This is a genomic window from Cryobacterium sp. CAN_C2, assembly GCF_015751745.1.
GTDB lineage: Bacteria > Actinomycetota > Actinomycetes > Actinomycetales > Microbacteriaceae > Cryobacterium.
Genome location: NZ_JADOUX010000003.1, coordinates 1 through 21,624 on the forward strand (window position 1 = coordinate 1; position 21,624 = coordinate 21,624).

At 67.0% G+C, this 21,624-nt stretch carries 18 protein-coding genes; 11 read left to right on the plus strand and 7 right to left on the minus strand.

What is annotated here, in order from left to right:
- Positions 1 to 328: 328 nt before the first annotated feature.
- Positions 329 to 1,195 (minus strand): RDD family protein, encoded by an 867-nt coding sequence (locus tag IWX77_RS03145; RefSeq protein WP_196843075.1) that lies wholly within the window; start codon positions 1,193 to 1,195, stop codon positions 329 to 331.
- Between the two features lie 17 nt (positions 1,196 to 1,212).
- Here IWX77_RS03145 and IWX77_RS03150 point away from each other — a divergent pair, with 17 nt between their 5' ends.
- On the plus strand, positions 1,213 to 2,208 hold the full coding sequence (locus tag IWX77_RS03150; RefSeq protein ID WP_196843076.1) for a stage II sporulation protein M: 996 nt from the start codon (positions 1,213 to 1,215) through the stop codon (positions 2,206 to 2,208).
- A 25-nt stretch (positions 2,209 to 2,233) separates the two neighbouring features.
- On the opposite strand, the gene IWX77_RS03155 is transcribed toward IWX77_RS03150, so the two are convergent.
- Genes IWX77_RS03155 through IWX77_RS03175 form a run of 5 tightly spaced genes read right to left on the minus strand, consistent with a single transcriptional unit; the run spans position 2,234 to position 7,785 of the window.
- Positions 2,234 to 3,541 carry a DUF58 domain-containing protein gene (locus tag IWX77_RS03155; protein WP_196843077.1) on the minus strand — a complete coding sequence of 436 codons (1,308 nt, stop codon included), beginning with the start codon at positions 3,539 to 3,541 and terminating at the stop codon, positions 2,234 to 2,236.
- Positions 3,542 to 3,543: 2 nt separating this feature from the next.
- Entirely contained in the window at positions 3,544 to 4,569 is a 1,026-nt protein-coding gene (locus IWX77_RS03160) for an AAA family ATPase (RefSeq protein WP_196843078.1), read from the minus strand.
- Positions 4,566 to 5,936, minus strand: a complete 1,371-nt coding sequence (locus IWX77_RS03165; protein WP_196843079.1) for a DUF4350 domain-containing protein — start codon at positions 5,934 to 5,936, stop codon at positions 4,566 to 4,568. The genes IWX77_RS03160 and IWX77_RS03165 overlap by 4 nt, the downstream gene beginning before the upstream one ends.
- A complete protein-coding gene (locus IWX77_RS03170) occupies positions 5,933 to 6,652 on the minus strand; it encodes a DUF4129 domain-containing protein (RefSeq protein WP_196843080.1) in 720 nt (239 codons plus the stop codon). The genes IWX77_RS03165 and IWX77_RS03170 overlap by 4 nt, the downstream gene beginning before the upstream one ends.
- A complete protein-coding gene (locus IWX77_RS03175; protein ID WP_196843081.1) occupies positions 6,649 to 7,785 on the minus strand; it encodes a hypothetical protein in 1,137 nt (378 codons plus the stop codon). The genes IWX77_RS03170 and IWX77_RS03175 overlap by 4 nt, the downstream gene beginning before the upstream one ends.
- Before the next feature lie 154 nt (positions 7,786 to 7,939).
- On the opposite strand from IWX77_RS03175, the gene mtrA reads away from it, so the two are divergent.
- The 6 genes from mtrA to secA all read left to right on the plus strand — a co-directional run bounded on the left by mtrA (position 7,940) and on the right by secA (position 16,645).
- The gene (mtrA, locus tag IWX77_RS03180) at positions 7,940 to 8,620 is read left to right on the plus strand and encodes an MtrAB system response regulator MtrA (RefSeq protein ID WP_196843082.1); all 681 of its coding nucleotides are present in this window, start codon (positions 7,940 to 7,942) and stop codon (positions 8,618 to 8,620) included.
- Between the two features lie 56 nt (positions 8,621 to 8,676).
- Positions 8,677 to 10,317 (plus strand): MtrAB system histidine kinase MtrB, encoded by a 1,641-nt coding sequence (gene mtrB / locus IWX77_RS03185; RefSeq protein ID WP_196843083.1) that lies wholly within the window; start codon positions 8,677 to 8,679, stop codon positions 10,315 to 10,317.
- Positions 10,310 to 12,031, plus strand: a complete 1,722-nt coding sequence (locus IWX77_RS03190; protein WP_196843084.1) for an LpqB family beta-propeller domain-containing protein — start codon at positions 10,310 to 10,312, stop codon at positions 12,029 to 12,031. The genes mtrB and IWX77_RS03190 overlap by 8 nt, the downstream gene beginning before the upstream one ends.
- 162 nt (positions 12,032 to 12,193) lie before the next feature.
- Complete coding sequence (locus IWX77_RS03195) at positions 12,194 to 12,868, plus strand: ComF family protein (protein ID WP_196843085.1); 675 nt, start codon at positions 12,194 to 12,196, stop codon at positions 12,866 to 12,868.
- A gap of 121 nt (positions 12,869 to 12,989) precedes the next feature.
- Positions 12,990 to 13,700 (plus strand): ribosome hibernation-promoting factor, HPF/YfiA family, encoded by a 711-nt coding sequence (hpf, locus tag IWX77_RS03200; RefSeq protein ID WP_196843086.1) that lies wholly within the window; start codon positions 12,990 to 12,992, stop codon positions 13,698 to 13,700.
- Between the two features lie 137 nt (positions 13,701 to 13,837).
- Complete coding sequence (gene secA / locus IWX77_RS03205; RefSeq protein ID WP_196843087.1) at positions 13,838 to 16,645, plus strand: preprotein translocase subunit SecA; 2,808 nt, start codon at positions 13,838 to 13,840, stop codon at positions 16,643 to 16,645.
- Between the two features lie 107 nt (positions 16,646 to 16,752).
- On the opposite strand, the gene IWX77_RS03210 is transcribed toward secA, so the two are convergent.
- Positions 16,753 to 17,205 (minus strand): Rv3235 family protein, encoded by a 453-nt coding sequence (locus IWX77_RS03210; RefSeq protein ID WP_196843088.1) that lies wholly within the window; start codon positions 17,203 to 17,205, stop codon positions 16,753 to 16,755.
- 132 nt (positions 17,206 to 17,337) lie between these two features.
- On the opposite strand from IWX77_RS03210, the gene IWX77_RS03215 reads away from it, so the two are divergent.
- The 4 genes from IWX77_RS03215 (at position 17,338) to IWX77_RS03230 (ending at position 21,436) form a co-directional block, all read left to right on the plus strand.
- On the plus strand, positions 17,338 to 17,937 hold the full coding sequence (locus tag IWX77_RS03215; protein ID WP_196843089.1) for a hypothetical protein: 600 nt from the start codon (positions 17,338 to 17,340) through the stop codon (positions 17,935 to 17,937).
- A gap of 79 nt (positions 17,938 to 18,016) precedes the next feature.
- Positions 18,017 to 18,652 carry a hypothetical protein gene (locus tag IWX77_RS03220; RefSeq protein WP_196843090.1) on the plus strand — a complete coding sequence of 212 codons (636 nt, stop codon included), beginning with the start codon at positions 18,017 to 18,019 and terminating at the stop codon, positions 18,650 to 18,652.
- On the plus strand, positions 18,652 to 19,914 hold the full coding sequence (locus IWX77_RS03225; protein WP_196843091.1) for an AAA family ATPase: 1,263 nt from the start codon (positions 18,652 to 18,654) through the stop codon (positions 19,912 to 19,914). The genes IWX77_RS03220 and IWX77_RS03225 overlap by 1 nt, the downstream gene beginning before the upstream one ends.
- A gap of 28 nt (positions 19,915 to 19,942) precedes the next feature.
- On the plus strand, positions 19,943 to 21,436 hold the full coding sequence (locus IWX77_RS03230; protein ID WP_196843092.1) for a sensor histidine kinase: 1,494 nt from the start codon (positions 19,943 to 19,945) through the stop codon (positions 21,434 to 21,436).
- Positions 21,437 to 21,624 lie beyond the last annotated feature (188 nt).

Consider the following 21,624-nt stretch of genomic DNA (forward strand, 5'->3'; position numbering starts at 1 on the left):
CTCAGCGCTGATGGTACTGCAGGGGGGACCCTGTGGGAGAGTAAGACACCGCCGGACTTAACGTCGCAACAAACAGGAAAGCCATCCCTCACGGGGTGGCTTTCTTGCGTTAACGCCCCGCCCACGAGCGGCCTCTCTCAGGTTGCGCCCGGGGTCGTGAGAACGCTGAGACCAACACCGATCCCCGCGAACATCTCACCACCCGCCCACAACATGAAGACGCCAGGCCACAGGCCTGCACGCTGGTCGTCCTATAGCTCCCGTCGGTCGAGTGTCTCCATTGGTCGACCAACAGTTGGGCACTCGGTGCGCGGCGGTGCTGTTTCAGTTAGCGGTCGGGAAAGCCGTGGGGGAGGCCGGTCAAGACCGGTGAGAGACGGGCCAGGCGCTCGCGCTCGAGGAGAAGAGCGGTGTACTCGCGGTCGCGGCGTACGGCGGCGACGCCGACGAGAAAGAACTCGGCCGGAGCGTCGGGGAGTGGGGAGACGAAGGGGGTGACCTCCGCGGCCAGGGTCTGGGCCAAGCGTTCGCGGGTGAGCGGCGTCAGGTGTGACGACTGGCGCAGGTACTGGGCGACGCGACGCGCCAGCCGGTCGGGCAGCCGGGCGATATCGACGGTCTGCGACCAGGGGACCAACGCCTCGGGCAGTGGGCGCGGAACTTCTTTATTGCGCTGCACACGTTCGTGCTGGCTGTACGTGCCGGCCAGCAGATCGCCCAGGCGCTTTGAGCGGCCGTTGAGCAGTGCCGTGGTGGCAGCGAGTCCGCCGAGGGTCATGATGATCTCGAGCACGCCGGTGAGGCCCCGAATGAACGCGTGGCGCAGGGAGATCGCTCCTCCGTCGTCTCGCACAATGCGAGCTCCGATGGCGAGCTTGCCGAGGGATCGGCCGTGCGTGAGGGTCTCGACCAGTACCGGCACGATCAGCAGGGAGAAGACCAGGGCAGCAATCGAGAGCGCCTGGGTGAGCGCCGCATCGGTGGACTCAGCCAGGCCCAGAAAGAAAGCCAGGACAAAAAGCAGGTACAGGGCCACATAGGCCGCCGTGTCGATGATCGAGCCAGCGGCGCGCAGAATGACGCTGGCCGGTCGCACGTCGAGCGCGACCGCCTCGCCGGTGACGAGCTCGTCGTCGCGGCTCAGGTCGTCACTGTGACTGTCGGCACGATCGGTGGGGCGCGCGGTCTCCGTCATGTCTACTATTGAACCAGATGGATCTAGACGCATACACGGCCGCGCATCGCGCCGACTGGGATCGCCTGACCGAGCTCGGGGCCCGGCGGCATCTGACCGGTGCCCAGTCCGACGAGCTCATCGAGCGCTATCAGGCCGGCGCCACCCAGCTCTCCGCGATCAAGTCGACTGCTGGTTCGACTCTGGAAGGCGACCGGCTGTCGGTCGGCCTGTCCCGGGCCCGGCTGCGTTTCACCGGGGTGAGTGCCAATCTGTTGGCGCAGATTCCCCGCTTCTTCGTTGTCCAGCTGCCGGCGGCCCTGTACCGTCTGCGCTGGCTCACCCTCGCCGTCGCCGTGGTCACCTTCGTGGTCGCCGGGCTGTACGCGTTCTGGGCCTACAACGATCCGCGGGTGCTGGCCAATTTGGGAACGGATGCCCAACTCGCCCAGCTAGCCAACAAGGACTTCGTCGGCTACTACTCAGCGAACCCTGCGGCGTCGTTCACCGGGTTCGTCTGGACCAACAACGCCTGGATCGCCGCGCAGTGCATCGCTTTCGGCATCGTCGGCGTCTACGTGCCCTTCATCATTCTGCAGAACGCCATGGGCCTCGGCACCACCGCCGCGATTATGTTCGCCTACGACAAGGGCGACGTGTTCTTTCTCTACATCGCTCCGCACGGGCTGCTCGAGCTCACCGCGATCTTCTTCGCCGCGGCCGGCGGGTTGCTCATCTTCTGGGCCTGGATCGCGCCCGGCGCACGCACACGCGGGCAGGCACTCGCCGAAGACGGCCGAGCGCTGTTCACGGTGGCGATCGGCCTCGTCTTTGTGCTGCTGGTCTCGGGCATCATCGAGGGTTTTGTCACCCCGCAGCCCTGGCCGTGGCCAATCAAGATCGGCATCGGAGCTGTCGCGCTCGGCGCATTCCTGACCTACGTGATCGTGCTCGGCGGCCGTGCCACGCGCGCCGGTGAAACCGGCGACCTGAGCGAGTTCGAGGCCGGCAGCACCCGCATCTACGCTGCCTGACGGGCTGCCCGGCGCGCCGCCTGGGTCAGAGCCGGCCGGCAGCCTTCAACGCGATGTACCGGTCGGCCAGGGCTGGCGGTAGCTGCGCGGGGGAGGCGGTGACAACATCCGCTCCCAATTGACGGATGGCGGCCGACACGCGTGCCACGTCGAGCAGAGCCCGTTCCGCTGCTGCTGCGCGGTAGATCTCAGCGCGTCCGCCGCGGGTCGCTGCCGCCTCGACGGTGGCTGGGTCGAGCACGGAGGCCACGAGCACCGTGTGCCGTTTGGTGAGCTGTGGCAGCACCGAGAGCAGCCCCGTCGACGCGCCCGCGGCGTCGATCGACGTCAGTACCACGATGAGGGCGTGCTGGCTCGTGATGCCGCGCACCTGGCCGGGAACAGCCGCCCAGTCCATCTCGATGAGTTCCGGGTCGATGAGAGCCATGGAATCAACCATCTGCGAGAGCAACGCCGCGCCGCTGGCGCCCTGCACCCGGCCGCGCACCCGGCGATCAAAGGCGAGAAAGTCCACCCGGTCTCCCGCGACCGAGGTGAGGGCTGCGAGCAGCAGGGCGGCCTCAAATGCAGTGTCCAGCCGAGGTTCGTTGTTCACGCGCGCCGCGGCGGTGCGACCGGTGTCGAGCAGAATGACAACGCGACGATCCCGTTCCGGTCGCCAAGTGCGCACCATCACGTCGTTGCGCCGTGCAGTGGCCCGCCAGTCGATCGAGCGCACATCGTCACCGCGCACGTATTCGCGGAGCGAGTCGAACTCGGTGCCCTGCCCGCGCACCATCACGCTCGTGCGTCCGTCGAGCTCTTTGAGCCTCGCGATTCTCGAGGGGAGGTGTTTTCGGGCGTGAAACGGCGGCAGTACTCGAATGCGCCCGGGCGCATTCAGCGTCGCCTGGCGGTTCCACAGACCGAGCGGTCCGCGCGACCGCACCGTCACCTGTTCGACCCGTCGTTCTCCGCGACGAAACGGCGTGAGTGTGAGGGAGACGAGCCGCCGTTCCCCGCGCGGAATCACGACGCGGTTGCGATTGCGGCCGGCGCCCGCCGACGGTTGCCAGGCATCCCGCACGACGGCGACCAGACGCCGCCGCCCGGTGTTGGTCAGGTATAGCTCGCTCGTGACCGATTCGCCCAGCCGCACCCGGGCCGGCAGTATCCGCTGTACCGTCACGGCGCGCGGCGAGGCCGCGAGAGCAAGGTCGATGCCGCTGAGCACGAGCACCAGCAGCAGCCAGAGCGCGAGCACGCCGGCGGCCGCCACGAGGTCGGGCCCGAACAGCACGATGGGCACCACGCCGAGGGCGCAGAGAAGAACGAACCGTCCGGTGAGAGTCATCGCTAGATCGGAACCTGAACCTGCTGCAGAACGCCGCGCAGAATGGCATCCACCGAGACACCCTCGAGTTCAGCTTCGGGGCGCAGCTGCACGCGGTGCCGCCAGACCGGCAGCGCCATGGCCTGCACGTGATCGGGCGTGATTGAGTCATAGCCGCTCAGCCAGGCCCACGCCTTCGCGGCGGCGAGCAGCGCCGTCGTTCCGCGGGGACTGACACCAAGTTTGACCGAGGGACTCGTGCGCGTGGCGCGGGCCAGATCGACGATGTAGGCGAGCACGTCCGCGCTGGATCCGACGTGAGACACCGCAGCCTGGGCCGCCGCGAGTTCGGCCGCGCCGAGCACCGCGCTCACTCCGGCACCGGCGAGGTCGCGCGGGTTGAATCCGGCCGCGTGACGTCGCAGCACCTCGATCTCATCGACCCGCTGTGGAACCTCGAGCACGAGCTTGAGCAGAAACCGGTCGAGCTGCGCCTCGGGCAGTGTGTAGGTGCCCTCGTATTCGATCGGGTTCATGGTCGCGGCCACGATGAAGGGCTCCGGCAGCTTCAGCGATTCGCCGTCGACGCTGACCTGCCGCTCCTCCATCGCTTCGAGCAGCGCAGACTGCGTCTTCGGCGGCGTGCGGTTGATCTCGTCGGCGAGCATGATGTTGGTGAACACCGGACCCTGACGAAAGTCAAACTCGCCCGCGCGAGCGTCGTAGATGAGCGACCCGGTCACATCGCCCGGCATCAGGTCGGGCGTGAACTGGATGCGCTTGGTGTCGAGGCTCAGCGCGTGGCTGAGCGTGCGCACGAGCAGGGTCTTGGCGACGCCCGGCACGCCCTCGAGCAGCACGTGGCCGCGGGCGAGTAGGGCGATGATCAGTCCGGTGACCGCGCCGTCCTGCCCGACGACCGCCTTGCCGACCTCGGTGCGCACCCGGTTGAGCGCAGCGCGCAGGGCGGCGGCATCCTCCGTGGGCACGGTGGCAATCACATCAGTGGGCGAGTCGGTGGGCGTGATGGGTGTTGCGGGAGTCGTCATGGGTCCATTCTTTCGGCTGGAGGGGATACAAATTCACGAGAAGCGGATGCCGACACCTCTGCAGCGGGCACCGCCCCGGCCCGCACGGCCCGGCCGGTCGCGTGCTCGAGGGCCTGTAAGGCGTCGGACAGTGCCATCAGCTGGGCGTCGGAGCGGGGGATCTCGTCGACCAGCACCCGGCGCACCCCCTCGGGCGCGCTGCCGGTGATCACGGCGACCGACCCGATGACGTCCTCCAGATGCGCGAGGCGCCCGAGGCCCACAGCCCGGGCGAGGCGTTGCACGGTCCCGATGCGCAGCGCGTCGAGCGCGCGCAGTCGTGCGTTGCTGCGCGCATAGAGACGGGCGCGACCCTCCATGGTCTCGCTCGCCTTCACCGTGACCGGCAGGTTCTCGGCCACGAGCGGTCCGAACCGCCGGCCGCGCCAGAAGACGGCGGCGACAGCGACGAGTGCGAGCAACACGAGTGCGGGGCTGACCCAGCCGGGCGTTATTTCGGAGAGAGAGGGCGGCCCGGTGCGGGGAAGGTCGGCCAGGGTCGGCAAATACCAGATGAGCGAGTCGCTCGGCCCGAGCAGCCCGAGGGCGAGCGCCGCATTGCCATAACCGGTCACGTTCTCGTTGTTGAACACGCGGGCGTCGGGCACGAGGGAGACGATGGCGCCGGTCGTGTCGTGCTCCACCTGAACCAGCGAGAAGGTGTCGGTGCTGCTGGCAAAACAGCCGGTGACGAGCGGATGCTCAGCCGCCTCGGGAATCGAGAGGGTATTCCCACCCGGCAACAGTTCCTCGGCCCGGTTCGCGGCAGGTACTGCACAATTCGCCGTGAGCGACTCCGCGTCGGACACGCCGCCGAAGCCCACGGTCGGGGCCAGCGCCTGCAGGGACAGAAAATCGGGCGCGACGACCACGATGCGCGCGGCGAGGCCGGCCAGGTCGGTCAGCTGGTCGCCGTCGAGGTAGCCGTTCTCGTCATACAGGAAAACGGTCGAATCGTTGCCGACAGTGTCGCGCACCTCGGCCAGCGAGTTGGCCAGGGTCACCGTGACCCCCTGCTGTCGCAGCACCTCCACGAGCGCCATCGAACCGGCCGGCGCCGGATTGTCGCCAGCCAGTGCCCGGCCCGCCACGTTACTGCCACCAGACACGAGCACGGCGACTACCGCGACGGCCACGATACAGCCGAAGGCGATAACCCAGAATGAGGAGCGGCGCAGCACGGCGCGCAGGCTCGGCGTTGCCACGGTCGTGACGGGGGGCGCACCGACGCCGAAACCGCCGTAACCGCCGGAACCGCCGGAACCGCCGGCCGCACCGCCGGCGCGGGCAGCGGTGTCCGTTTGCGAACCAAATTGTGTTGCGCTCATGACCGGCCTGCCTCGGCCAGCGGGGCGAGCGTGACGGGAGAAGCCGCTCGGAGCTCGGCCTCGAGCGTTGCGAGGGCGCGGTAGTCGGGCTCTGTTGCGGCCTGCTCGAGGTAGCGTACCCGGTCAAAGGTGTGCGCCGCGAGGGCCAGGGCCGGACCCCTCGACGGAAAAGTGAGGCGGGCCCGCACGGCGAAATCGTGCGCGGTCGTGCCGGGCGTCACCGAGAGCACCGTGCGTTCGGCGAGGCCGCGCGCCAGGGCGCGAAAAATCTCCTCGCAGGCCAGGCTCCAGTCTCCGCGGCTGGCCGCCGAACCGGCCGCCGTGCGCATCTCGGCGCTGCTGCGCTGGTCGATCGTGCCGAACAGGTCGCTCGCCGCCTGGCGTCGCCTGGCCAGTCTGGGAGCGCCGAACAGCAGCCAGCCCGCCACGAGGGCCGCGAGCACCAGAATGATCGCGACAGCCGGCAGCCAACCCTGCAGGCTGCCGTCGCCGCTGACGTTGAGTGAATTGATCCAGTCCAGAAAACCCTGCGACACCCGGTCGAACCACGTGGGTCGGGCCGCTTCGTAGGGAGCCTTGGAGAGTTCCTCGCGCAGCCACTGTCGGGCGCCGGGCGCGTCGGGAACCACGGGCACGTCACCCGGCACGGAGAACGTGATCCGGTCGACCCCTGATCCGAGCAGTGATCCGAGCTGCGCCAGGCCCAACGCGGTCATGCCGCCGAGTACCCCGTGCCGGAAGCGGCCGGCGCCAGATACGGGTCGGGCACGTCTGCACCCTGCGCGGCCGATTCGACGTAGCGGGCCAGTTCCAGATCGAGGCCCTCCTTGCGCATGCGCAGGTCGAGGTAAACCAGCGCGACGGCGGCCGATTGCACGACGGCTGCGACCGCCGCCACCGGGATGGCGATGATCAGGCTGACGACCACGCTGATAATCGACGACTGGTCAGCAAACGCGCCGGTCGGGTCCACCAGCACGGTACCCACGCCGAACAGTAGCGTGACCGGGGTCGTGACGATCTGGCTGATCACCTGCACAATCAGACCAACGAGCAGCAGCACGCCCAGGGTGCGCCAGAAATAGCCGCGCGTCAACGACCACGATCGCAGAACGGATGCCCGCACGCCCAGCTTCTCCAGCACGATCAGGCTCGGCACGGCACTGGTTTTGGTATACAGGAACGCGCTCGCCGCCGCGAGCAGCAGGCCGCCGAAGACGCCGACCAGAACGCCGGCCACGATGCCGGCGGCATCGCCGACGCTGACCAGCAGCACGACGATTGCGGCGATGACGGCCACGCCGAGAAGCAGTGCGACGGTCAGCAGCAGGGTCCACAGGGTGAGCGGCCAGAGGCGCGTCGCGGCCCTGCGCCACAGTGCGCCGAGCCGGAGTTTCTCGCCGAGGGTCGCGCGGGCTACTTCAACCACAATGACGGCCTGAAGAAGAGCGGAGGCGATGAGCGACAGCGCCACCGGAACGATCAGGGACAGCACGCCGGCCAGCACCGATCCGGCGGTGACAGCATCCCGCTGGTCGAGCGGGGCGCTGTCGATGCGGTCAATAGCCCAGAAAGTGACGAGACCGACGATAACAACGGTCACGAGCATGATCGCCGCCTGCACGATGAGACCGCTGCCGAAGGTTGCCTTCGGATTGCGGCGCAACACCTGGAACGATGCCCCGAGCAGCGTGCCGAACCCGATCGGCCGCAGCGGAATCAATCCCGGCTTCGGCGGAGGCGCCCAACCCCGGCCCGGATCAGCGCTCTGGTGCGGCGAGGTGGGCGTCGAGAACTCCCCGAAGCGTGGTGAAACGGGGGCGTCGGGGGCTTGCCAGGGGTCGGTCACGATTCCATGCTGGCACAGGTCGATCAAGAAATGCGCGTGCAGTCACTCTGTCAGCGCGCTCAGCTACTCTTATGCCAGACTTTGACCTACTTATCGGGCAATCTGCCCCGCGCACAATCAGAACACACGACAACTCTGTTCTGGAAAGAGACCCATGACCGCACGTATTTTGGTTATCGATGACGATACCGCCCTGTCCGAGATGATCGGTATTGTTTTGCAAGGTGAGGGCTTCAATCCGGGCTTCTGCGCGGACGGGTCGCTCGCCCTCGAAACGTTTCGCACCGAGAAGCCAGACTTGGTGCTGCTCGACCTCATGCTGCCCGGCCTGGACGGCATCGAGGTGTGCCGGCTGATCCGTTCCGAATCGGGGGTGCCGATCATCATGCTCACCGCCAAATCTGACACCACCGACGTGGTCAAGGGGCTTGAGTCCGGTGCCGACGACTACATGGTCAAGCCGTTCAACCCCAAGGAACTCGTCGCCCGCATCCGCACCCGGCTGCGGCCGCCCGCGGCGGATGGTGCGCTCGCCCTGCACATCGGCGACCTCGTGGTCAACGCTGTCGGTCACGAAGTCACCCGCGGAACGGCCGCGATCAATCTCACCCCGCTCGAGTTCGACCTGCTGCTGGCCCTCGCCTCAAAACCCCAGCAGGTCTTCACCCGCGAAATGCTGCTGGAACAGGTCTGGGGCTACCATTACAAGGCCGACACCCGGCTCGTGAACGTGCACGTGCAGCGGCTGCGCGCCAAGGTCGAGCACGATCCCGACAATCCCAAGATTGTCATGACGGTGCGCGGCGTCGGTTACCGTGCCGGCACGGTCAGCTAGAGAATCAGGACCGGCATGACCGCCAGGCGACACCGACAGAAACGGCTCAGGGCACCGTGCCGCCGCTGACCTATTGGAACAGACCGCGCAACTGGCCCAGACGGGTGCGCGCCTATTGGCGTTCCTCGCTGCAATTTCGCACGGTGACCATTTCGGTCGCCCTCTCCGGGCTGGCCATTCTCGTGGTGGGCGTGTACATGTCGGTCAGTATCGGCAACGACCTGTTTCAATCACGGCTCAGTCAGGTGCTGCTGGAGTCGGACCGCGCGGCGAGCGCCGCGCAGAGCCTGTTTGATTCTTCCGATGCCACCGACCGGGTGCAGGTGCAGAACCTACTCAGTTCTGCCCGCACCTCGATCTCCGCAGCCTCGTCGAGTCGGCTGGTCGCCGTGTTGCGGGTACCCGGCCAGGATCCGTCGACCGCCGTGCCCCTCGATTCGTCGACGTTCGGGCAATCCACCGGCGTGATCGGCACCGAACTGCGCACCGAGGTGCAGGCCCACAACGGTGATCAGTTCTGGCAGTCGGTCACCCTGACCGGCGACGACGCCACGACCATTCCCGGCATCGTGGTCGGTTCGCAGATCGCGGTTCCGGTGGCCGGCCGCTACGAGCTGTACATTGCGTACAGCCTGCAAGACGCCGAAGCAACGCTGCTCTTCGTGCAGCAGACCCTCGGTGTGGCCGGTGTCGCCCTCGTGCTCCTGATCGGCGCCGTGTCGTGGATCGTCGTGCGCTTCGTCGTGACGCCGCTGCGGGTGGCCGCCGAGACAAGCCAGAAGCTCGCCTCCGGCGACCTCGAAGTGCGCATTCCAGAGAAGGGCGAGGATGTCATCGCCACCCTTGCACGCTCGTTCAACGGCATGGCGGACAGCCTGCAGAGTCAGATTCGTGAACTCGCCGACCTGTCCGAGGTGCAACAACGCTTTGTGTCGGATGTTTCGCACGAGTTGCGCACGCCGCTCACGACCATCCGTTTGGCCGGTGATGTTCTGTACGACCAGCGGGCGAGTTTTCCGCCAGCGACCGGCCGCACCGCGGAACTGCTCCACACCCAGGTCGAGCGCTTTGAGCTGCTGCTCAGCGACCTGCTCGAAATCAGTCGCTACGACGCCGGGTCGGTCGAGCTGGAGAGCGAACCGACCAACCTGGTCTATCTCGCCGAAGACGCCATCGATAGCCTGCGCTCCCTCGCCGAAACCAAGGGCAGCGACCTGCGGCTGATGGCGCCGGGCGGACATCTGAACGCCGACGTCGATCCGCGGCGCATCCGCCGGGTGCTGCACAACCTCATCGGTAACGCCATCGAGCACGGTGAGGGCAAACCGGTCGTCGTGTCGGTCGACAGCGACGCGAACGCGGTCGCGCTCGCCGTGCGCGACTATGGGCTCGGCATGAGCCAAGCCGAGGTCGCGCACGTCTTCGACCGGTTCTGGCGGGCCGATCCGTCACGTCAGCGCACGATCGGCGGCACCGGACTCGGGCTGGCCATCGCCCGCGAAGACGCGAGCGTGCATAACGGCTGGCTGCAGGTCTGGTCGAGTCCCGGCGAAGGATCCTGCTTTCGACTGACCCTGCCGCGCACGACGGGAGGCCTGCTCGAATCGTCACCAATCCCGCTGCCGCCCGACGTCACCATGACCGCCCTCGGTGAGGCCGGGCATGGGCGCGGACTGGGCGGAGGCCAGCATGACTAGTCGCAGATCCCTCGGCCGCACCATGCGAGATGGCACCCGGCGCGTCATTTGGGCGCTGGTGATAGCAATCAGTCTCGCCATCGGCGTGGGCGGCTGCACCGGCATTCCGCGGGACGGTGCGGTGCACGCCGGCAACGACATCGCCCCCGACGACAATCCAGCCCCGGTCTTTCTCCCGGCGCTGCCGCAAAAGGATGCCTCGACGGATTCCATTCTGCGCGGCTTCATCGATGCCTCCTCAAGCCCCGAAAACAACTACGACATCGCCCGCCAATTCCTGGCCCCGGCGTTTCGGACCAGTTGGGATCCCACCGCGGGCGTCACCGTCGACAACGGCTTCGGGCGCACCCTGACGGTCATCGACGACGGCGCCACCCTCGTGGCCGTCACGCCGATCGCCGAAGTGGACCAGACCGGGGAATACCGCGAGGTCGACGCCAGCCCGGTGCCGTTGCGGTACGAATTTCAGCAGATCGGCGGCCAGTGGCGCATCAGCGCGGCCCCGAACGGCACCGTGATCGACGAAAACACCTTCAATGACGTGTTCAGCGCCCAGCCGGTCTACTTCTATGACCCGGGCTTCCGGTTTCTCGTTCCGGACCTGCGCTGGTTTCCGCGCGGGGCATCCGCTCCCACCAAACTTGTCAACGCCGTCTTGAACGGGCCGAGCGCCTGGTTGAACGGCGCGGTGGCCACCGCGTTCCCCGAGGGCTCCAAGCTCACCGCCGATGCCGTGCAGGTCGTCGGGCGCCAGGCCATGGTCGACCTGAACAGCGAGGCGCTCAACGCAGACCGGCAGACCCTGCAGCGCATGAAGGCGCAGCTTGCGGCAAGCCTGCCGACCGGCTTGACGGTCGATATCACCATCGACCAGAACTCCCTGGCGATCGATGATCTCCAGTCCGGGGCTCCCCTCATCGATCCGCGTGTGGACGCCCGGGCGCTCGTGCTGCTCGGTGGGGAGTTCGGTTTTCTCGCCGCGACCGGGCAGAGCGTCACGCCGCTCGACGGATTGTCCGACACCATCGCCCAGCTGGCCCCGACCGCAGTGACGCTCGCATCGGGCCAGCGATCGGCCGCTGTGCTCGGGAACGACGGCGTCTACCTCGTGCGGGCCGGCGGCAAACCGGAACGGCTTGATTCGCGGGCGGGGCTGCTCGCGCCGTCGATCGACAACGACCGCTTCGTCTGGTCGGTGCCGGCGAATGATCCGAGCGCCCTCGTCGTCTACAGCCCCGCGGGGGAGGCGACCGTGCTGCCCACGCCCTGGCCGGAGGCCACGTCGATCACTGCCCTGAAAATCTCCCGCGATGGCGCCCGACTGATCGCGCTGCTCGGCACCGGCTCCGAGACCCGGTTCGTCGTCGCCTCCATCACTCGCACGGGTGCAGCGCCGACCGGCATCGGCGCGCCGGTGCTGTTGGCGTCGGGTGGCGGGGTCGGCCTCGATGCGACCTGGATCGACGAATTGACCGTCGCGTCGCTCAGCGCCCTGCCGAGCGGCGAGGCACGCATCGTTGCGCAACATATCGGCGGAGTCAGCTCCATTCTGGAATCCCCCGCGAGCAGCCGGTTCATCGTCGGAAGCAACTCGGTGCGCGCCCTGCGCGCCCTCACCGACACCGGCAGCCTCGACGTGCAACGCGGCGCGGGCTGGCAAACCCGTATCGACGACGTGGCCCTGCTCGCCACCCAGCAGGGCCTGGGCGGCTAGACCGGCCCGTACGGGGTCGGCCTCGGCCCAGCACCGTGTGGACCGATCCAGCCTGCACGCGCCGCCCCCGGCGCCTCCTCCCCATACGGCAACAGATGAGCGTGTGCACCGCTTGCACGCTCTGGCAGCACACACCGCGGCATCCCGGTTCACACTGACCTCATGAGCCGATGGCTGCGCGATCGTCTGGCCGGCGCGGGCCGGGATGCCTGGGCGACCCTGCTGCCCACCGAGTGCAGCGGCTGCGGCGCCGTCGACCGCGCTCTGTGTGCGGCCTGCCGACGGGCGCTCGTGCCGGGTGTGCACCCGGTCACCCGCGACGACGCCGTGATCTGGTCGGCCCTCACCTACGCGGGGGTGGCCCGCCAGGTGATTGCCGCGTACAAGGACGGCGGGCGAACGGATGCCGGCGCCGTGCTCGCGGCCCCGCTTCGAACGGCCATCGTGGCCGCGCTCGCTGCCGCGCCCCGCAGCAGCGGCGCCAGCAACGGAATCCAGCTCGTCACCATTCCCTCGTCCGGCCGGGCCTGGCGCGCGCGTGGCTACCACCCGGTCGATGCCCTGCTGCACCGCGCCGGCCTGCACCCGTACCCGGCGCTCTCGCTGCGCGGGGAGGTCCTTGACCAGGTGGGACTTGGCCGGACGGCGCGTGCCACGAACAAAAAAAACAGCCTCGTCGCTAGACGACCGCTCGAGGGAACGCGGATGATCCTCGTCGATGACATCGTGACCACGGGCGCGACCCTGCTCGAGGCACGCCGCGCCGTGTTCGCCGCGGGCGGTACCGTCGTCGGCCTGGCCACACTGGCGGAAACACAACGTCTGCGCCCCCAGTAATCGCCCTCTTGACAAACTGATCGACAAATACTGTGACTTATCCCACCGCCACGGCTACGGTGGACACAAAGGCGCGCAATGATCGCCCGGTTTGGGGCGGTCCGCCAGACTGGAGGTCGTCATGGAAACTAATATCGTCGGACGCAACCTTGGGATCACAGATCGCTTCCGGGATTACGCCACGGAGAAATCCGAGAAAATCGCTCTGCTCGCCGACAAGGCCGTCGCGCTCGAGATCAAGGTCAGCCGCCACCATGAGAAGAACGGTGCTGCCGCCGGCAATGACCGGGTCGAACTCACCCTGATCGGCAAGGGCCCGCTGGTGCGGGCCGAAGCAGACGGTTCCGACAAGTACGCCGCTTTCGATGTGGCGCTCGGTCGTCTACTCGAACGCGTTCGCCGCGCCAAGGACCGCAAGAAGGTGCACCGCGGCGGCGCACACCGTCCCACCTCCCTGCAAGAGGCATCCTCGGTCGGGTTCAGTGTCATCGACATCACGCCGGCCAACCCTGAAACGCTTGAACGGGTACGCACCGGCGCGATTCCCATCGTGAAAACGGAAGCCCCCGTCGCCGACGCCGACGCCGAGGAAGAGTACTGCCCCGTCGTCATCCGCCGCAAGGTGTTCGCCGCGGCTCCCATGTCCGTCGACGATGCCCTCTACTTCATGGAGCTCGTCGGCCACGACTTCTATCTATTCCAAGACATTGAAACCAAGCGTCCGAGCGTGGTGTACCGCCGCAAGGGCTGGGACTATGGAGTCATCGAACTCGACGGTTCGGGCGTGGAGCTGCAGGAGGCTGTGCCCGTTGCCAGCGGGCGCGGCAACTGACCAACTAGCATTGCCTTAGCCGCCGACCAGGTCGGTGCTCTGGCATCTGCCAGACGAGAGGCGCACGCATGCGCTGCGGTAGTCCGCTTGGGCCGCCGCGGTGCGTGCCTGCACCGTTTGACTAGTGGAGTACATTCGTGGCGTCAATTCTTGAAAAGGTTCTTCGTGTTGGTGAAGGCCGCCTTCTGCGCAGGCTGGAAAACTATGCGAAAGCCATCAACGCGCTGGAAGAAGACTTCCATGAGCTCACCGACGACGAGCTGAAGAACGAGACCGTCACTCTGCGGGAACGGTACTCCAACGGCGAATCGCTCGATGACCTACTGCCCGAGGCTTTCGCGGCCGTGCGCGAGGCCAGCATCCGCACCCTGGGTCTGCGTCACTTCGACGTGCAGCTCATGGGTGGAGCAGCCCTGCACCTCGGAAACATCGCCGAGATGAAGACAGGTGAGGGCAAAACCCTCGTCGCCACCACGGCCGCCTACCTCAACGCGATCAGCAGCCGCGGCGTGCACGTCATCACGGTCAACGACTACCTCGCGAGCTACCAGAGTGAGCTCATGGGTCGCGTTTTTCGCGCTCTCGGCATGACGACAGGATGCATCCTCTCCGGTCAGACTCCGGCCCAGCGTCGCGAAATGTATGCGGCCGACATCACCTACGGCACCAACAACGAGTTCGGTTTCGACTACCTGCGCGACAATATGGCATGGCAGGCCAGCGACATGGTGCAGCGCGGTCACTACTTCGCCATCGTCGACGAGGTCGACTCGATCCTCATCGACGAGGCCCGCACCCCCCTGATCATCTCGGGACCGGCGTCCGGCGAGGCGAACCGCTGGTTCAACGAGTTCGCGAGCCTGGCCAAGCGCCTCGTCAACGACGAAGACTTCGAGGTCGACGAGAAGAAACGCACCATCGGTGTGCTCGAACCCGGCATCGAAAAGGTCGAGGACTACCTCGGTATCGATAACCTCTACGAATCGGCCAACACCCCGCTGATCTCCTTTCTGAACAACGCCATCAAGGCCAACGCGCTGTTCAAGAAAGACAAGGACTACGTCGTCATGAACGGCGAGGTGCTCATCGTCGACGAGCACACCGGCCGTATCCTCATGGGTCGCCGCTACAACGAGGGCATCCACCAGGCGATCGAGGCCAAGGAGGGCGTCGCCGTCAAGGCCGAGAACCAGACCCTGGCCACCGTCACCCTGCAGAACTATTTTCGCCTGTACTCAAAGATCTCTGGCATGACCGGAACGGCCGAGACTGAAGCGGCCGAATTCATGAGCACCTATAAGCTCGGCGTGGTGGCCATCCCCACCAACAAGCCGATGCAACGCATCGACCAGTCCGACCTGATCTACAAGAACGAAGAGTCCAAGTTTCGTCAGGTCGTGGAAGACATCGTCGAACGGCACGAAGCAGGCCAGCCGGTTCTGGTCGGCACGACGAGCGTGGAGAAGAGCGAGTACCTGTCGCGTCTGCTCGCCAAGAAGGGGGTGCGTCACGAGGTGCTCAACGCCAAGAACCACGCCCGTGAAGCCGCGATCGTCGCACAGGCCGGCCGACTCGGATCGGTCACCGTCGCCACCAACATGGCCGGTCGTGGCACCGACGTGATGCTCGGCGGCAACGCCGAATTTTTGGCCGTCGCCGAGATGAACGCGAAAGGCCTCAGCCCGATTGAAACCCCCGACGAATACGAACTTGCCTGGGACGATGTGTTCACCGCGGTGAAGTCCGAAGTCACCATGGAGGCCGAGAAAGTCGTCGCCGCCGGCGGGCTCTACGTGCTCGGCACCGAACGGCACGAGTCACGCCGCATCGACAATCAGCTGCGCGGACGCAGCGGACGTCAGGGCGACCCGGGCGAGAGCCGGTTCTACCTGTCGCTCACCGACGACCTCATGCGGCTGTTCAACGCCGGCGCCGCCGAGGCCCTCATGGGACGCCAGGGTGTGCCCGACGACATGGCGATCGAATCGAAGGTTGTCAGCCGCGCCATTCGCAGCGCCCAGTCGCAGGTCGAGGGTCGCAACGCCGAGATCCGCAAGAACGTGCTCAAGTACGACGACGTTCTCAACCGTCAGCGCGAGGCGATCTACGGCGACCGTCGCCATATTCTCGAGGGTGACGACTTGCACGAGCGCACCCAGACCTTCCTCACCAACGTCATCGACGAGGTGCTCGACGTGCACGCCGGCAACGGCAACGGTGATGACTGGGACTTCGACGCGATGTGGACCGAACTCAAGACTCTCTACCCGGTTGGACTCACCATCGACGAGGTCGTCTCCGAGGCCGGCGACAAGGGCAGGATCAACCGCGATTTCATGCGCCGGGAGATTCTCTCCGACGCCACGCTCGCCTACTCGCGTCGCGAGGAGTCCCTCGGGGCCCCAGCCATGCGCGAACTGGAGCGCCGCGTGGTACTGTCGGTGATCGACCGCCGCTGGCGCGACCACCTCTACGAGATGGACTATCTGAAGGACGGCATCGGGCTGCGTGCAATGGCCCAGCGCGACCCGTTGGTGGAGTACCAGCGCGAGGGTTTCGCCATGTTCCAGCAGATGATGGGCCAGATTCGTGAAGAGACCGTCGGGTTTCTGTTCAACCTGGACGTTGAGGTCACGGCCGGTGCCGGTGCCGTTGCCGGGCCGGTGGTCGCGGCCAAGGGGCTCACGCCGGCCGACGCCACCGAGGAGAAGCTCAGCTACACCGCCCCGAGCGATTCCGGCGGAATCGAAGTGCGCAACCAGCGCGGCCAGATTCAGCAGGCCGCCACCGACCGGGCACGACGTTCGGCCACGGTCGCCGGCAGCGACGACGAGCCGGCCGAAGCAACCGGCCCGCCCCAGCGTGGAGCGTTCGGACAGAAGACCGAGGGTGCCGCTCCGGTGAACCGGGCCGAGCGCCGCGCCCACGGCAAAAAGACGACCTAGCACCTGCAACACGCGTTGCCGCGTGCCCCGTGACGGGCCCGTGCTGACGCGTGCCCGTCGCGAGGCATCCGTTGACGTGCCGCGCTGCCCGGCGCACCACGCCCGCATCACATGACGGCGATGGCGGTGGCCCGCCACCGGTGGTTGATGCCCTCCAGCTGCATCGCGATGACGTGCGCTCGACGCTTGTCATACACCAGGATGACCGCGTCGAGGCCGCCGCTCTGGGTCGGCCAGGTCCTGACGCGGTCGATCCAGAGTCTCGGCCGTTCGGCGACCACTCCCGTGATGGCTCGGGCCCGCGCCGCGATCGACACGCGAATGAGCAGGTGGGCATAGACATCGTCGGTGACCCACCGCGCGAGCTGCTCGATGTCTCGGGCTCCGGCGATCACCTCGATGGTGCGCATGGCCAGGGCACGAAGTACGGGCTCCGCCTCCGGCAGGTGCTCGGTGCTGGGGGAATGCGGGATGTCGCTTGGTTGTGGGCGGACGTCGCGGGCGTCGACGTGGCGCTCCCGCTGATGGGCGGGCGATTGTCCGGGACCGGGTGACGTCATCGTTCCTCCTGACATCGAACGTGCAGTTGCTCTGGTGCGCAACCTAAGCAGCTTTGCCCCAACGCTGTCGAGCGCTTATAGAGCCTGTGCATAACTTGAGCGAGAATGCTCTGCGTCGGCTATTTTCAACGTGTGCGCTGGGATGATCTGTTTGATGACCTCGAAGGGCAACTCGAACGCGAGCTGCACGCCGAGGTCACTGACCTGCGCCTGCACGAAGAGCGCCAGCGCTTGGAAAAGCTGTCCCTGCGCACCCGGTTGAGTAACGTGGTGCGCTCCGCTGGCCTCGGCGGCACCGTGCGATTGCGCGTCGTGCTCGCGTCCGGCGAGACCCTTTCGCTTCGCCCCACGACTCTCGGCCGCGACTGGCTCGCGGCCGAGCTACTCGATGCGCGGAACAGCCGGGTGCAGTGCGTGATTCCGCTCTCGGCCATCGCCGGTGTCTTGCTCACCGAGGAGCAGAGTTTGGCCTCACTCGCCGTGGAGTCCGCCGCCAACGGAAAGCTGATCGAACGCGTCGGATTTCCCTTTGTGCTGCGCGACCTCTGCCGAAGACGGCGCACCGTGCAACTAGACACCCGCGGTGGTGTTCTGGCCGGAACCATCGATCGGGTGGCGCGGGACCATCTCGACCTGGCGGTGCATCCGCTCGGAACGTTACGCCGTTCCCCCGAGGTGCTGCACTACCGTCTCGTGCCGTTCTGGCAGATTTACGTGATCCGGCTGCGATAGCTGTGGACAACTTTTCTCATAATGCTGCGCACTCGGCCGCTCTGGAGCCCCCCACAATTCGAAAAAAGCGAGGTAACGGATGAAAACACCCGGTCCCACACACACGCGCCGCCGATTCTGGATAGACCCCCGATTCGTCATCGGCCTCGTGCTCGTCGTCGCTTCGATCGCGGGGGTCGGGACGATTGTCGCCGGCAGCGATCGCACCACAGCGGTCTACACCGCACGGCACACTCTGACGGTCGGTGATCAACTCACGTCAACCGATCTCATCGAGACTCGGGTGCAGCTTGGCGGCGCCGCCGAGCTGTACCTCGTGCCCGCGCTCGAGCTGAAGCATGGTCTGCTGGTCACTCAGACGATTCTGGCCGGTGAGCTCGTGGCGCGGTCGGCGGTCGGGGAATCGTCGGGGAGCGACGTGACGAGTGTCGTCGTCGACGTTCCCGGTCGACTGGCCGCGTCCATCGAGGCGGGCTCCGTTATTGACATTTGGTCGGCGCGGGCCACCGGGCCGGGCGAATACGCGCCGCCGACGATTCTGGTGGGGCAGGCCGTCGTCGTCCGCATCGTCGAACCGACCGGCATCCTTGCCGCCGACAACGGTCAATCCGTCGAGATGCTCGTACCGAAGGCCAGCGTGGGAGCGGTTCTTGAAGCGATCATGAACGGTGATGCCCTCGCGATCGTGCCCGTGAACACCCCGGTGGGGCCGTAATGGCCCGGCTCGCGCTCGTGCTGGACCGGGCGACCGAGCAACGAATGCTGGCCGACATCATCGACTGCGGGCACAGTGTGGTCACGCGCGTCGATACGGCCCGGGAATTTCTGGAAACGCTGGCACACGGTCAACCGCACGTGGTCGTGGTCAGCGCCCGGCGGGAATCCCTGACCGGCCAGCTGATTGCTGCGTGCGATGAACGCGGCGTCCGGGTGGTCGCGCTCACCGCGACGGAACAGGAACGACGCCACGCCGGCACGCTCGGCCTGTACGAGACGGTCGCGATCCCGTGCGACTGGTCGGAGATCGAAGACCTGCTCGTGTCGGGCGTCGTCGTTCCGTTGCGCGTGGGGGAGCGACACTTCACCGGCGGCGCGCTCAACACCGGATCGGTCATCGCGGTGTGGGGACCGTCCGGCGCTCCAGGCCGCACCACGCTCGCCATCAATATCGCGGCGGAAATCGCCGCTGCCGGACACACCGTGGTGCTGGCCGACGTTGACACCTACAGTGCCTCGATCGCCCCGAGCCTCGGCATGCTCGACGAGGCGCCCGGATTCGCCGCCGCGTGCCGACTGGCCGGCAGCGACAGTCTGAACCAGTCAGAGCTTGAGCGCATCGCGCAGCGCTATAACTCGCCCAAGGGGGCCTTCTGGGTACTCACCGGCCTCGGCCGACCGTCGCGCTGGCCGGAACTGTCGACCGAGCGGGTCACCCGCACCATCGACGCGTTGCGGCACTGGGTCGATTACGTGGTGATGGACACCGGGTTCAGTCTGGAGAGCGACGAAGAGCTCACCAGCGACATCTTGGCGCCCCGGCGTAACGCGGCCACCGTCACCGCCCTGCGGGCGGCCGACCACGTCGTTGCCTGCGGGCTTGCCGACCCGGTGGGTATGGCCCGATTTCTGCGCGCTTGGAGCGACCTCACGGAGGTCACCGCGGGAAGCACGCTCAGCGTCGTGATGAACCAGGTGCGGGCGAGCGCGGTCGGGCTGAATCCGCGCGGGCAGGTGGCGGCCATGCTGTTGCGGTTCGGCGGAATCGAGTCGCCCATCCTGGTGCCACACGACCAGGGCGCCCTCGATGCGGCGGTGTTGACCGGTCGCACCCTGCGGGACGCGAGCCCGAAATCCCCGGCTCGCGTGAGCATCCGTCGTTTTGTGTTGGAGGACCTGATCGTCGCTCCGGCTCAAGAATCCGAGCGGATGCCGCGGCGCGTGCGGTGGCACGGCCGAAAAGCCGCCCCGGCGACGTGAAGCCTCCGTTACACCTAGGCTATGGAGAGTGTCGACGCTCAGTGATCTCGTACTTGCCCAGGGCCGCAGCAGCGCGGAGGATGTGGACTGGCTGCACATGCTTGTCGCGGACGGCCAGCTGCTGGCCGACCTCGCCTTCGCGGACATCGTCGTCTGGGTGCCGACGACCTCCGGCAGCTTCGTCGCGGTCGCACACGCGCGCCCGTCGAGCGCGGCCACCCTGTTCTATCGTGACTTCGTCGGCCGGCACATCAAGGTCGAGTGGCGCAATCAGGTCACCGAAGCTTTCGAGACCGCCAAGATCGTCGACACCACCGCCCCCGACTGGTACGAGGAGACTCCTACCCGGGTGCGCGCCATTCCGGTGCTGCGACGGCTGAGTACGACCGGTTCCGAGTTGACGGCTGCCCCGGTGGCGGTGCTCACTCGCCACACCAACCTGAGTGAGGCGCGCACGCCGAGCCGTCAGGAACTCACCTTCAACGACTGCGCCAACGACCTGTTCGCCATGATCGCCTCCGGGGACTTTCCCGACCTCGGCGCCCCGACCGGGCCGCGCCGCGGTGCGCCGCGCGCGTCAGACGGCCTGCTGCGGCTTGACGTCGACGGCCAGACCACCTTCGCCAGCCCCAATGCGCTCTCCGCGTTCAACCGAATGGGTTTCGCCGAGGAACTCGAGGGCGAGTCGCTCGCCGAGGTCACGACGAGCCTGCTCACCGGCACCGCCGTCGTCGACGAGTCCCTACCTCTTGTCGTCACCGGACGGGCGCCGTGGCGCACCGACATCGAGGCGCGTGGCGTGACGGTGTCGCTGCGGGCGATTCCCATTCGCAATCGCGGCGAACGGGTCGGCGCGATCATTCTGTCGCGCGACGTCACCGAGCTGCGCCACCAAGAACGTGAACTGATCACCAAGGACGCCACCATCCGGGAGATTCACCACCGGGTCAAGAACAACCTGCAGACCGTGGCGTCGCTGCTGCGCATCCAGGCGCGGCGTACCCAGTCCGACCGGGCGCGCGAGGCGCTGACCCAGGCGATGCGGCGGGTCGCAGCCATCGCCGTCGTGCACGACACGCTGTCAGAGGGGCTCAGCCAGATCGTCGACTTCGACGCCGTCTTCGAACGGGTGCTGTTGCTGACGGTGGAGGTCGCATCCGCTCACAACACGACAGTGCACCCGAAGTCGGTCGGCAGCTTCGGAACCCTGCCGAGCGCCTATGCGACGCCGCTCGCGCTCGTGCTGACCGAACTCGTTACCAACGCGGTCGAGCACGGCCTCGCCGGGCGTGAGGGCGAAGTGTCGATCGAAGCACAGCGCAGCGACGAGACCCTCACCGTCATGGTGCGCGACACCGGCGCCGGCCTCCCGGAGGGCAAGGTTGGCTCGGGCCTCGGCACGCAGATCGTGCGCACGCTCATTCAGGGCGAACTCGGCGGCACCATCGACTGGCACACCATGATGGGCAGCGGCACCGAGGTCACGATTGAGATCCCCCTGCGTTTCATGAAGGAAGGCTAGCCCCGCCCCTGGCGGTCCCGTGCCTGGCGTCCCGAGAGCAACCGGGCCCGGAACGCGGGCTCATGATAGATGCTGGGCCCACTCGCCTAACGTGGGCCCGCGAGTGGATGTTCGTTGCCCACCACCCCACCCCAGGCCACGCCATCCCACACCACGCCATCCCGCACCCGGCTGGACGGCACAAAAAA

Excerpts from the sequence above, each read along its gene's own strand:
- IWX77_RS03145 (WP_196843075.1), bottom strand. The coding sequence starts at position 1,195 with ATGACGGAGACCGCGCGCCCCACCGATCGTGCCGACAGTCACAGTGAC.
- IWX77_RS03150 (WP_196843076.1), top strand. The coding sequence starts at position 1,213 with ATGGATCTAGACGCATACACGGCCGCGCATCGCGCCGACTGGGATCGC.
- IWX77_RS03155 (WP_196843077.1), bottom strand. The coding sequence starts at position 3,541 with ATGACTCTCACCGGACGGTTCGTTCTTCTCTGCGCCCTCGGCGTGGTG.
- IWX77_RS03160 (WP_196843078.1), bottom strand. The coding sequence starts at position 4,569 with ATGACGACTCCCGCAACACCCATCACGCCCACCGACTCGCCCACTGAT.
- IWX77_RS03165 (WP_196843079.1), bottom strand. The coding sequence starts at position 5,936 with ATGAGCGCAACACAATTTGGTTCGCAAACGGACACCGCTGCCCGCGCC.
- IWX77_RS03170 (WP_196843080.1), bottom strand. The coding sequence starts at position 6,652 with ATGACCGCGTTGGGCCTGGCGCAGCTCGGATCACTGCTCGGATCAGGG.
- mtrA (WP_196843082.1), top strand. The coding sequence starts at position 7,940 with ATGACCGCACGTATTTTGGTTATCGATGACGATACCGCCCTGTCCGAG.
- IWX77_RS03190 (WP_196843084.1), top strand. The coding sequence starts at position 10,310 with ATGACTAGTCGCAGATCCCTCGGCCGCACCATGCGAGATGGCACCCGG.
- IWX77_RS03195 (WP_196843085.1), top strand. The coding sequence starts at position 12,194 with ATGAGCCGATGGCTGCGCGATCGTCTGGCCGGCGCGGGCCGGGATGCC.
- hpf (WP_196843086.1), top strand. The coding sequence starts at position 12,990 with ATGGAAACTAATATCGTCGGACGCAACCTTGGGATCACAGATCGCTTC.
- IWX77_RS03210 (WP_196843088.1), bottom strand. The coding sequence starts at position 17,205 with ATGACGTCACCCGGTCCCGGACAATCGCCCGCCCATCAGCGGGAGCGC.
- IWX77_RS03220 (WP_196843090.1), top strand. The coding sequence starts at position 18,017 with ATGAAAACACCCGGTCCCACACACACGCGCCGCCGATTCTGGATAGAC.
- IWX77_RS03225 (WP_196843091.1), top strand. The coding sequence starts at position 18,652 with ATGGCCCGGCTCGCGCTCGTGCTGGACCGGGCGACCGAGCAACGAATG.